Origin of the sequence: Secundilactobacillus silagei JCM 19001 (assembly GCF_002217945.1) — a bacterium.
GTDB classification, from domain to species: domain Bacteria; phylum Bacillota; class Bacilli; order Lactobacillales; family Lactobacillaceae; genus Secundilactobacillus; species Secundilactobacillus silagei.
The window spans coordinates 1-11,522 of the sequence record NZ_BCMG01000004.1; the positions used below are offsets into that span (position 1 = coordinate 1).

Consider the following 11,522-nt stretch of genomic DNA (forward strand, 5'->3'; position numbering starts at 1 on the left):
TTGTGTTAGCGCTGTTTGCACAATCACAAACGAACAACACGGTTCATATCTTTAACTGGGTCATTCATATCAACCCAGCGAACTATCAATCACTGAACCCATTGTTTATCTTGATCTACACCCCAATCTTTGCTACTTTGTGGACGAAGCTGGGTAAGAAACAGCCTTCTTCACCAAGCAAGTTCTCCTTAGGGATGCTCGTTACCGGGTTCTCATACTTATGGATGGTGATCCCAGTGGCAATGTTTGGTGCCCATTCACTGGTTAGTCCACTATGGTTAGTTGGTAGCTGGGCAATCATCGAAGTTGGTGAATTATTAATTTCACCAATTGGACTGTCTGTTACTACGAAGCTGGCGCCAAATGCGTTCCAGTCTTCTATGATGAGTATGTGGTTCCTAGCTGACTCCGCTGGACAAGCTGTGAACTCACAAATCGTTCGATTCTATACACCAGGTAATGAAGTGGGCTACTTCAGCATTATTGGGATTGTTTCCATTATTGCCGGTATCGTACTCTTCTTCATGATTAAGCCAATCAAGCGCTTAATGGAAGGTGTACTATAAACTTGTAATTTCAAAGTTGTGTTACGATAATCTCGTGACACAACTTTTTTTATTGGGAGAAAAACGTATGGTTAAAGTAGCGATGGTGAGCGATTTACATTTTGATATCAATAAGGTGGACCCTGAACAGGCGCTTGTCGATCAGAGCCAATGGTTAAAGACAAACCAGATTGGTGTTTATTTAATTGCTGGTGATCTGTTCAATCACTTTGATCGATCACTGTCATTTGCTGAGAGACTGCAAAAAATGACGCCTCACACGGTGGTTAAGTTTATTGCCGGTAATCATGATATGGTAAACGACATCAGCTATGAGGACCTCGAAAAGCCCTTATCAGCAACTTATCTTCATCGCAAGCACTACGATGTGCCCGATACTGATTGGCGCATTATTGGTAATAATGGCTGGTACGATTACAGCTTTGCAGCGGTCTTACACCGGCCCGACGATGCTTTTTGGCACTGGAAACGGGCCTACTGGATCGATGGGGCCATTGAACAGCCCATGAGCGATCCTAAACGTTTGACCCAGGAGCTGCAAGTTATCAAAACGCAGTTGCAGCAGGCCCAGCGAGATCATAAGCGCGTGTTATTCATGACCCACTTTGTGCCGCGCATCGAATATCTGCACATCACGTCTGATGATCGCTTTTGGAATATGGCTAACGCTATGTTAGGCAGTGTGCGAATGGGCCAACTGCTGACAAAATACCACGTGAAGAAAGTTTTATTTGGTCATCTGCATATCCATCCAGCCCCCCGTGAATTTGAGGGGACACTTTATTACAATCAGTCTGTGGGGTATGGCACAGCCAGAAGACGGGAATGGTTAACGGCTACTTTTCAATCAGAGTGGCTGACACGGGTCAAAGTCATCAATTTGACGAATAAAAGTGAGTAAAAGCCATTTTTTATGAGAAATAACCGGAAACCAGCTTGACGAATATCACTGATTTTTGGTATTATAATTAAGTTGATTTGTGACAAACATTTATGGATGGGTAGCGAAGTCTGGCTAAACGCGGCGGACTGTAAATCCGCTCCTTCGGGTTCGGTGGTTCGAATCCACTCCCATCCATCATTATTGGGCTATAGCCAAGCGGTAAGGCATCGGGTTTTGATCCCGTGATGCGCTGGTTCGAATCCAGCTAGCCCAATTCAACCAGATTGAGGTTGACTAATTATACGATGTGCTGTATAGTTATTAGCGTTGTTTATATTTATTATGGATGGGTAGCGAAGTCTGGCTAAACGCGGCGGACTGTAAATCCGCTCCTTCGGGTTCGGTGGTTCGAATCCACTCCCATCCACCATTATTGGGCTATAGCCAAGCGGTAAGGCATCGGGTTTTGATCCCGTGATGCGCTGGTTCGAATCCAGCTAGCCCAATTCGTTACGCCTTTCTCGTTATCAAGCACCTATCAGTGCTGATATAACGGGTTTTTTTATTGCTTAAAATAATTTCCCCAACGGGCAGGGGACGGTAACTGTTAATCAGGATGATTAGCGGTTTTTTTATTGCAATGAATAAAGGTTTAGAGCGTTAATTTGACGTCAAAATGCTTGCTCGCGTTGCAAGACGATTGAAAAAAATGTCTACCTAACTTAATTTTTGATATAATATATCTAGCATAATTTCAGTCGCATCAGGATGCTTAGGAGTGATACTCATGAAGATTGGATTCATTGGTGTTGGCGGTATGGCACAGGCGATTATTACCGGTCTGCTGAAGCAAACTAAACTTACGCCGTCAGATATATTGATTCATAGCGCACACGCTTCAACTTATGAGCCGTTTGCTAATAAAACCGGGGTGACTGCTAAGGCAACCAATGCAGAAGTTGCTCAGGACAGCGACGTGGTCGTTCTAGCGGTTACGCCTAATGTAGCAACACCGGTTTTACAGGAAATTCGCGACCAGCTTGATGCTAAGCGCAAAATTTTAATTTCAATTGTGGCCGGTTTATCACTGAAACGGTTGGAAGAGCTGGCGGGTTATGACCTGCCGATCCTGCGTACGCTGCCGAATTTGAACGTGGCAATTGGCGCTGGCATGACCGCGGTTCACGCTAACGAACATCTAACGGGCGAAGCCAAGCAACAAGCAGTTGGCCTCTTTGATCAGATTGGCAGTACGGTAACCTTGCCTGAAGCTGATTTTTCAACGTTTTCAGCCTTAGCTGGTTCAAGTCCAGCCTACGTTTACTTCTTCATTGATAGTTTAAGCCGCGCGGGTGTTAAACACGGTTTAACCAAGGCGGCTGCTACCAAGATCGCAGCTCAGGCAGTCATGGGATCGGCTGAAATGGTTTTAAAGTCGGATGAAAATCCCTTTGGTCTCATTGATCAAGTCTCTTCACCGGGCGGCAGTACGGTAGCCGGTTTATTAGCAATGGAGGAAGCCGGCTTCATGACTTCGGTTGTTAAGGGAATCGATGCTACAATTGACCGTGATAACGCGGAATAAAGTGGTTATAAGCGATAAAATGAGTCGCTAAACCAGCAATGAACACCGATGCACCAGGCTTGCAACATGGTCTATACCAGTATATAATAAAGCCCGTAAACTTAGTCGAGAAGCTGAGAGTTGATTAGGAGGAAAAGTCTATGAGTACCGTGTTGAAACACGCGACAATTTATACTGGTGAAGAGGTCATTTCAGATGGTTATATTCGGTTTGACAAAACCATTGAAGCCGTTGGTCAGATGAGCGATTATCAAGCACAGCCTAACGATGACGTTAAGTTTGTGAACGGTAAGGTGATCGTTCCGGGATTTATTGATGTCCATACTCACGGTGGGTATGGTTTTGATTCCATGGATGGCGATGCTGATCAAATCAACAAAATGGTTAATCACATGGTCAAAGAAGGGATTACAACCGTCTTCCCAACGACCATGACGCAGTCCAATGATAATATTGCTCACGCGATGACCGGAATCAAAGAAGCCGCTAAGGTGAACCCAGTGATCAAGGGTGTTCATCTTGAAGGGCCCTTTATTGCCGCCATCTACAAGGGTGCTCAGCCAGAAAAGTACATTAAAGATCCGGACGTTTCGTTACTGGATCATTGGAACAAGCTTTCGGGCGGTTTGGTTAAATTAATTACTTATGCACCAGAAGATAAGGGGTCACGAGTGTTTGAAGATTACTGCCTGTCCCATAACATCGTGCCGTCAGTTGGGCACAGTAACGCTACCCGGGCACAAATGCTGGCTAGTCGCGCGACTCATGTGACGCATTTATATAATGCACAACGGGAATTCAAACACCGTGAACCCGGCGTTACCGGTCATGCGATGCTTGAAGAAAATATGTATGCTGAATTGATCTGCGACGGCTTTCATATCGTGCCGGATATGATCAAATTGGCATATGATCAAAAGGGACCGCACCGTATCGAACTCGTAACGGATTCAATGCGGGCCAAGGGGATGCCTGAGGGGATCAGTGAACTTGGCGGTCAAAAAGTGATCGTTAAAGACAAGCAGGCCCGTCTTGAAACGGGTAACCTAGCTGGCTCAGTCTTACGTTACGATGATGCTTTTCGCAACGTGATGGCCTTTACCGGCTGTGGCATTGAAGAAGCTGTATTAATGACATCGGTCAATCAAGCTGAAGAATTTGGTTTAACTCAAAAGGGAAAACTTTTGCCAGGGCTTGACGCTGACTTGAACGTCTTTGATCGCACGCTTAATCTGCAAACAACCTACAGTTATGGTCGTGAATTTGACGCGAGTCAAGTCGATTAGTGAGGTAAGAAAGGTCGTTAAATTTTATGGGATCACCTGTATATATTCAAATTCATAATGAGATCAAGAAAGCTATCGAGGCTGGTAAATGGTCTGTTGGGGACCGTATCCCTTCAGAACGTGAATTAGCCGTTCAATTCCACGTAAGCCGAATGACACTTCGGCAAGCCATTCAAACGTTGGTTGAAGAGGGAATTTTAGAGCGCTTTGTTGGATCAGGTACTTTTGTCGCCAATCAAAAAGTACAGGAAAAAATGTCAGGGGTCACTGGATTTACCGATCTGATGCTTGCACAAGGCAAACAGCCCTCCAGTAAGACGATTTCGTACCACGTGATGAGCCCATCTTTAAGTGAAATTGAAAAGTTAAAGTTAAAGGATGATGCTCAGGTGCTGCGAATGGAACGGGTTCGTTACGGGGATGATGTGCCGATTAGTTTTGAAGTTGCAACGATTCCGCTAGAAATTGTGGAAGGACTTTCAAAACAAGAGGTTTCCGAGTCCCTGTACCGCACGCTGGAAACCAAAAAGGGCGTTATGCCCGGACACGCCAAACAAATGGTGTCGGCTTCGACAGCCTCTGAAAGAATTGCGGAATATTTGGATATTAAACGGGGCGATGCCATTTTGCGTTTACGGCAAATTTCGTACTTACAGGATGGCCGGCCATTTGAATACGTCCGCACGCAGTACGTTGGCGAACGGTTTGAATTTGTCCTCGAAAAATAATAAAGAACCTAGAAGTTGATCATGTGACCAGCTCCTAGGCTCTTTTCATACTCTGAACTATTTTTGCTTGTGGGCAGCACGTTTGACGGTTTTTAAATAGCGTGGCAGAACCATCATGCGCTTCAAGCGCGTCGGTTCGCTCAGCAGCCGGTAAAACCATTCTAAGTGGTGGTTTTGAAAGAACTTTGGCGCGCGCTTGGTGTGGCCGCTTAGCACGTCAAAACTACCGCCGACGCCCATCCATAAACCATCATTTTGGTGACGATGAGCGGCAATCAGCTGTTCTTGTTTGGGAAAGCCGACCGCCAAGAACACCATGTCCGGCTGCTTAGCGGCGATGTCTTGGGCGATGGGCGAAAAATCGGTGAAGTACCCATCGTGAGCACCTGCCACTTTTAAACCGGGGTAGCGGTTGGCAACGACTTTCTTCACGTCTTTGATCACTTCCGGTTTGGCGCCTACCAGATAAACGGTTTTACGCTGCTGGTTGCCCCATTCTAATAGCGCCAGCATGGTATCATAGCCAGTGATCCGTTCAGTCATTGGCGTACCCAGAATGGCAGCGCCCTTGAGGATGCCAATGCCATCCGGGGTGATGTAGTCCGCGTTTTTCAGAATGCGCTGATAACTGGGATCATCTCTGGCATACATGACAATTTCAGGATTGGCCGTTACGATGAAGGTGTTCTGGCGATGATTAATGCGGGATTCAACTGCGGTTAAGAAAGCCGCTTGGGTTGTATTGATAAACGGGACGTTGAGAACGTTGATCCGTAGAAATTCGTTAGACATAATAACCATCCATTCTAGAAATAATTTTAAAACTATCGGTTTAACTGACGCTGATTCGGATTAATGATAGAATAGTTCTCATAAACAGAAATATCAATCAATTAAAGGGGTTTACAAACATGGCAAAGCAGTATCCAGATGATAGCACAACGTTGCATACGGATGCATATGAACTGAGTATGATTCAAACCTATTTTGAACAGGGTATTCAAAATAAAAAGGCGATTTTTGAAGTTTACTTTCGTGATATGCCCTTTAAAAATGGGTTCGCCGTTTTTGCAGGACTAGAACACATTATTCATTATATCGAAAATTTACACTTCTCAAAAACCGATATTGACTATTTAACGGAAGCAACCGATTATTCACCTGAATTTCTGGATTATTTAAGTCACTTTCAGTTTAAAGGCACCGTTCGCTCCGCTGCTGAAGGTGAACTGGTTTACAGCAATGAACCGATGATGCAAGTCGAAGGTCCCTTAGCTGACTGCCAATTAATTGAAACTGCTGTGCTGAACATTGTCAACTATCAGACACTGATTGCTACTAAAGCTGCCCGCATTCGTTCGGTAGCCGGTAATGACGATATCATGGAATTTGGTACCCGGCGAGCACAGGAATTTGACGCTGCTATCTGGGGTACCCGGGCAGCTTACATTGGTGGCTTCGATGCCACATCAAACGTTCGCGCCGGTAAGATCTTTGGTATTCCAATCAGCGGGACCCACGCGCACTCACTGGTACAAACATATGGAAACGATTACGATGCCTTTCGGGCCTACGCTGAAACCCATAAAGACTGCGTGTTCTTAGTGGACACTTACGACACCATTAAAAGTGGTGTCCCCAGTGCCATTCGGGTGGCTAACGAAATGGGCGACAAAATCAACTTTCTAGGGGTGCGGATCGATTCCGGTGATATGGCATACCTGTCCAAGCGAGTTCGTGAACAGCTGGACGAAGCAGGTTACAAAGACGCTAAAATTTATGCGTCAAACGATTTAGACGAGAAGACCATTATGTCATTGAAGATGCAAAGTGCCAAAATTGATGTTTGGGGCGTTGGCACTAAATTGATCACGGCTTTTGACCAACCCGCTCTAGGCGCCGTTTATAAGATGGTGTCAATTGAGAAGAATGGCCAGATGGAAGATACGATCAAATTATCGAATAACGCTGAAAAAGTTTCAACACCAGGCCGCAAACAGGTTTGGCGGATCACCGAAAAAGATGACGGCAAGTCAGAGGGGGATTACGTCTCGCTTTGGAATGAAGACCCGCGTAAGCAAGATGAACTGTACATGTTCCACCCAAGCTATACCTACATCAATAAAACCGTGACCGACTTTGACGCCCGGCCAATCTTACAGACGATTTTTGATCAGGGCCGGTTAGTTTATCAGCAACCGGAATTAGCTGATATCAAGGCACGCTGTTCACAGAAACTGGCTAATCTCTGGCCGGAATATAAACGGGATCTGAATCCCCAGAAGTACCCGGTCGATCTTTCCCAGAAACTGTGGGACAACAAGATGAACTTAATTCAAGAAATTCACGCGTACGTTAAAAAAATTGATTTTGATAATAAATAAGAGGGCAGAGAGATGAGAGAATTACAGCAACAAATTATTGCAGCACTGAAGGTAAAACCACAAATTGATCCAGAGGCAGAAATTCGCCGCAGTGTCGACTTTTTAAAGGCTTACCTGCAAAAAACGGGTTTGAAAACGCTGGTTTTGGGCATTTCTGGCGGTCAAGATTCGACCTTAGCCGGTAAACTCTGCGAACTGGCCGCAACTGAGCTGCGGGCAGAGACTAAAAACGACGCTTACCAGTTTATTGCCGTTCGATTGCCCTATGGTACTCAGGCGGATGAATCGGATGCCATGGACGCCATTGCCTTTATGAAGGCTGACCGCGTGGACCGCGTGGATATTCAAGCGGCAACGGATGCCACGGTTGCTGCTGTGGCGGCTAATCAGGAGACCATCTCTGATTTCAATAAGGGCAATATTAAAGCCCGGCAACGGATGATCGCTCAATTTACGATTGCGGGTGCGAATCAAGGTGTTGTAGTGGGAACCGATCACGCTGCTGAAGCGGTAACTGGGTTTTACACTAAATTCGGTGACGGGGCTGCTGACATTACCCCCATTTGGCGCTTGAATAAACGGCAGGGAAAGCAGCTGCTGGAAGTACTTCACGCACCGAAGCACCTGTACACTAAGGTGCCAACCGCCGATTTGGAAGAAGACCGGCCGGCATTGCCTGATGAAGTGGCCTTGGGCGTTCATTATGATGACATTGATGATTATCTAGAAGGCAAGCCCGTTTCGGATAAAGCGGCGTCAACGATTGAATCCTGGTACTTAAAGACCCAGCATAAACGCCACTTACCCGTGACGGTGTTCGATACTTTTTGGAAGTAAACTTCGTGAGACTGCGTGATACGATGAGGGAGTAATCGGCAGGATCTTCTGTGACCGACCCGTCAGCAAGGGACAAGCGTCTCCGGGGAGGTCTTAATCGATGAGACTTAACAACGAAAATAACTCATACATGACAGGAGGATTTATATGGCAGACAAACCATGGTACCAGCAGACAACGGATGAACTGTTCGCTAATTTGGATACGCAAGAACAAGGACTGACTGAAGCAACCGTTAAAGAACGGCGGGAAAAGTACGGCGAAAATAAACTGGCGGCAAAACGGCAATCAACGTTGCTTGAAAAATTCATTGCCCAGTTTAAGGATTTTATGATCATTGTCCTGATCGTTGCTGCCGTGATCGCGGGCGCAACCGGTGAATTAGTTGACGCGCTGATCATTTTAGCCGTCGTTGTGCTCAACGCCATTTTTGGTGTTTTTCAGGAGTCAAAAGCCGAGGACGCCATTAACTCGTTACGGGAAATGGCGGCACCAGTGGCACACGTTGAGCGTAACGGTCAGGTGGTGACCGTAAAAAGTGATGAACTGGTTCCAGGCGATATCGTTCATCTGGAAGCCGGCGACATTGTCCCAGCCGATATTCGACTGGTGACCGCTAACGTCATGAAAGTCGAAGAAGCGGCTTTAACCGGTGAATCGGTACCAGTCAATAAGACCAGTGACGTTTTAACTGACGATGATCTGCCGCTAGGTGACCGGGACAACCTGGTCTACATGACCGCTAACATTACGACCGGTCGTGGGACGGGTGTTGTGGTGGCAACTGGGATGAAGACCGAAGTGGGTCAGATTGCCGGGATGATTGAAGAAACCGAAGAAACCAAGACGCCATTGCAAGAAAACCTTAACCAACTGGGTAAGTGGCTGACGGCATTGATTTTAGCCATTGCTGCGTTAGTTTTCGTGATTGGCATGGTTCGTGGTGAAGAAACACTGGTCAATATGCTGCTGACAGCCATTTCCTTGGCCGTAGCGGCTATTCCGGAAGGCTTGCCGGCCATTGTGACGATTACCTTGGCATTGGGCACACAGCGGATGGCAAAGCGCCATGCGCTGATCCGCAAACTGCCAGCGGTGGAAACACTGGGCAGTACGGATATTATTGCTTCAGACAAGACCGGGACGTTAACTCAGAATAAAATGACCGTTGAGCAGCTGTACGAAAACGGTCAACTGATGGATGCGAGTCAAAGTAAAGTTGATTTGACTGATCCACTAGCGCTGGCCATGCTGCTAAACAATGATAGTAAGTTCACTGATGATGGCCTGGCAGGCGACCCGACTGAAACCGCGTTAATTCAGTACTATTTGAATCAAGACGAACCGGCAGCTGCAACGATCAGTAATAATAAGCGGATCGCCGAGATACCGTTTGATTCCGAACGTAAATTAATGTCGACTTATAACGAAGATCCGGATGGTGAGATTACCCAGTACGTCAAGGGTGCGCCGGATCAACTCTTAAAACGGGTGACGCAGATCTTACAAGATGGTCAGGTTCGTGAGCTGACCAACGCTGACAAGCAGCAGATCATGGCGACTAACCACGATCTGGCGACGCAGGCGTTACGGGTATTAGCGTTTGGCTACAAAAAAATTGATGCGGTGCCTGATGATTTAACCAGTGAAACTGCCGAGCAGGATCTGATCTTTATTGGGTTAATTGCCATGATCGATCCGGAACGGCCAGAAGTCGCTCAAGCCGTGGTTGAAGCCCATGAAGCCGGGATCCGGCCAATTATGATTACGGGCGATCACCGCGATACCGCGACGGCAATTGCCAAACGACTGGGAATCTTGGATAAAAATAGCACTGATAGCCAGGTGATCACCGGGGCTGAACTTGATAAACTTAGCGATGAAGAATTTAACCAGAACGTGGGTCAATATTCGGTTTACGCCCGGGTCGCACCCGAACATAAGGTGCGTATCGTGAACGCTTGGCAAAAGCGTGGTAAAGTGGTGGCGATGACGGGTGATGGCGTGAACGACGCGCCAGCTTTGAAAGCCGCAGATATTGGCGTTGGTATGGGCATTACGGGTACCGAAGTGTCAAAGGGTGCCAGCGATATGGTCTTAGCTGATGACAACTTTTCCACCATTGTGGTCGCGGTAGAAGAGGGCCGCAAAGTCTTCGCTAACATTCAAAAGGCGTTGCAGTACCTCTTGTCTGCTAATATTGGTGAAGTATTGACCCTGTTTGTGATGACGTTACTCGGCTGGCAGATCTTAGCACCAGTCCAGATTTTGTGGATCAACCTAGTAACCGACACCTTTCCAGCTATTGCGCTGGGACTGGAACCAGCGGAGCCCAATATTATGAAACGCAAACCGCGGGGCCGGGCATCAAACTTCTTTTCCGGTGGGGTGTTTGGCAACGTGATCTATCAGGGCCTGCTAGAAGGGCTGATTACCCTTGGCGTCTATGGCCTCTCCCTCAAGTTTCCGGTGCACGCAAGTAGCCAGCTGGCGCACGCAGATGCGTTGACCATGGCGTTTGCAACGTTGGGGCTGATTCAGTTGTTCCACGCGTTTAACTCGAAGTCGATCCACGAATCCATTTTTAAGATTGGCATCTTTAAGAACCGTTCACTTAACTGGGCGATTCTGACGGCGTTCTTATTGTTAGCAGTGACGATCGTTGTACCAGGTTTCAATACCGTGTTCCACCTGACGGAGCTTAATTGGCTTCAGTGGGGAACCGTGTTTGGTGCCGGTATCTTAATGATTGCGATCGTTGAAATCGTTAAGTTCGGACAACGACGATTGGAAAAATAGGAGGAATAGTTATGAAGCCCAAAACAATGGCAAGTTATTTGCCAGCTTTAACTAAGGTGATTGAAGATACTGAAAAAACGGGATCAGACATGAACCCCGACTTTGAGAAATTACGTCAAGCCATTGATGCTGATACTGTGGCTGATTTAGGCACGGACACGTTAACGGCGATCAAGGCCACCTTCCAAAAGGGTACGGATGCCTACACCGAGAACTTAAATCGGTTGCAGCAAGCAGCCGTTCCCGTACGAATCCTGGGTCGGCATAAGCAGCTAGTGGCAGCCTATAGAAACTACTCTCAAGCTTGTCAGACCATGGTTGATACGATTGATCCTGAAGGACAGACGGTTAACGTTGAAGCCTTTAACGATTCAGAACATGAACAGGAAAACATGATGGGAAAGATCTCCTCAGCAGCCCAGCGGATTATGGCAATGGTGATGTAAAAAGAGTG

At 46.8% G+C, this 11,522-nt stretch carries 10 protein-coding genes and 4 tRNA genes; 13 read left to right on the top strand and 1 reads right to left on the bottom strand.

Features of this window, described 5'->3' with window-relative positions:
• From CES79_RS04345 to CES79_RS04385, 9 genes are all read left to right on the top strand, one after another.
• Positions 1–566, top strand: a 566-nt coding sequence (locus CES79_RS04345; protein WP_143456344.1) for an oligopeptide:H+ symporter, incomplete at its 5' end; no start/stop codon positions are given.
• Between the two features lie 67 nt (positions 567–633).
• Positions 634–1,467, top strand: a complete 834-nt coding sequence (locus tag CES79_RS04350; RefSeq protein ID WP_225362317.1) for a metallophosphoesterase — start codon at positions 634–636, stop codon at positions 1,465–1,467.
• 94 nt (positions 1,468–1,561) lie between these two features.
• Positions 1,562–1,644 (top strand) — tRNA-Tyr (locus tag CES79_RS04355).
• Positions 1,645–1,651: 7 nt separating this feature from the next.
• Positions 1,652–1,723 (top strand) — tRNA-Gln (locus CES79_RS04360).
• A 70-nt stretch (positions 1,724–1,793) separates the two neighbouring features.
• Positions 1,794–1,879: transfer RNA gene (locus tag CES79_RS04365), tRNA-Tyr, on the top strand.
• A gap of 4 nt (positions 1,880–1,883) precedes the next feature.
• Positions 1,884–1,955, top strand: a tRNA-Gln gene (locus CES79_RS04370).
• A 281-nt stretch (positions 1,956–2,236) separates the two neighbouring features.
• A complete protein-coding gene (proC, locus tag CES79_RS04375) occupies positions 2,237–3,034 on the top strand; it encodes a pyrroline-5-carboxylate reductase (protein WP_054654193.1) in 798 nt (265 codons plus the stop codon).
• A 140-nt stretch (positions 3,035–3,174) separates the two neighbouring features.
• Positions 3,175–4,320, top strand: a complete 1,146-nt coding sequence (gene nagA, locus CES79_RS04380; RefSeq protein ID WP_054654192.1) for an N-acetylglucosamine-6-phosphate deacetylase — start codon at positions 3,175–3,177, stop codon at positions 4,318–4,320.
• Between the two features lie 26 nt (positions 4,321–4,346).
• Complete coding sequence (locus CES79_RS04385) at positions 4,347–5,048, top strand: GntR family transcriptional regulator (RefSeq protein WP_089136434.1); 702 nt, start codon at positions 4,347–4,349, stop codon at positions 5,046–5,048.
• Between the two features lie 57 nt (positions 5,049–5,105).
• On the opposite strand, the gene CES79_RS04390 is transcribed toward CES79_RS04385, so the two are convergent.
• Positions 5,106–5,840 carry a WecB/TagA/CpsF family glycosyltransferase gene (locus CES79_RS04390; protein ID WP_089136435.1) on the bottom strand — a complete coding sequence of 245 codons (735 nt, stop codon included), beginning with the start codon at positions 5,838–5,840 and terminating at the stop codon, positions 5,106–5,108.
• Between the two features lie 119 nt (positions 5,841–5,959).
• On the opposite strand from CES79_RS04390, the gene CES79_RS04395 reads away from it, so the two are divergent.
• The 4 genes from CES79_RS04395 (at position 5,960) to CES79_RS04410 (ending at position 11,514) form a co-directional block, all read left to right on the top strand.
• Positions 5,960–7,432, top strand: a complete 1,473-nt coding sequence (locus CES79_RS04395; RefSeq protein WP_089136436.1) for a nicotinate phosphoribosyltransferase — start codon at positions 5,960–5,962, stop codon at positions 7,430–7,432.
• Between the two features lie 12 nt (positions 7,433–7,444).
• Positions 7,445–8,269 (top strand): NAD(+) synthase, encoded by an 825-nt coding sequence (gene nadE / locus CES79_RS04400; protein WP_089136437.1) that lies wholly within the window; start codon positions 7,445–7,447, stop codon positions 8,267–8,269.
• A 147-nt stretch (positions 8,270–8,416) separates the two neighbouring features.
• Entirely contained in the window at positions 8,417–11,068 is a 2,652-nt protein-coding gene (locus tag CES79_RS04405) for a cation-translocating P-type ATPase (protein ID WP_089136438.1), read from the top strand.
• A gap of 11 nt (positions 11,069–11,079) precedes the next feature.
• Complete coding sequence (locus tag CES79_RS04410) at positions 11,080–11,514, top strand: hypothetical protein (protein ID WP_089136439.1); 435 nt, start codon at positions 11,080–11,082, stop codon at positions 11,512–11,514.
• Positions 11,515–11,522: the final 8 nt, after the last annotated feature.

What these genes read in the sequence shown, in the direction of transcription:
- nadE (WP_089136437.1), top strand. Translation starts at nt 7,445, where the DNA reads ATGAGAGAATTACAGCAACAAATTATTGCAGCACTGAAGGTAAAACCA.
- CES79_RS04385 (WP_089136434.1), top strand. Translation starts at nt 4,347, where the DNA reads ATGGGATCACCTGTATATATTCAAATTCATAATGAGATCAAGAAAGCT.
- CES79_RS04405 (WP_089136438.1), top strand. Translation starts at nt 8,417, where the DNA reads ATGGCAGACAAACCATGGTACCAGCAGACAACGGATGAACTGTTCGCT.
- CES79_RS04395 (WP_089136436.1), top strand. Translation starts at nt 5,960, where the DNA reads ATGGCAAAGCAGTATCCAGATGATAGCACAACGTTGCATACGGATGCA.
- CES79_RS04410 (WP_089136439.1), top strand. Translation starts at nt 11,080, where the DNA reads ATGAAGCCCAAAACAATGGCAAGTTATTTGCCAGCTTTAACTAAGGTG.
- CES79_RS04350 (WP_225362317.1), top strand. Translation starts at nt 634, where the DNA reads ATGGTTAAAGTAGCGATGGTGAGCGATTTACATTTTGATATCAATAAG.
- nagA (WP_054654192.1), top strand. Translation starts at nt 3,175, where the DNA reads ATGAGTACCGTGTTGAAACACGCGACAATTTATACTGGTGAAGAGGTC.
- CES79_RS04390 (WP_089136435.1), bottom strand. Translation starts at nt 5,840, where the DNA reads ATGTCTAACGAATTTCTACGGATCAACGTTCTCAACGTCCCGTTTATC.
- proC (WP_054654193.1), top strand. Translation starts at nt 2,237, where the DNA reads ATGAAGATTGGATTCATTGGTGTTGGCGGTATGGCACAGGCGATTATT.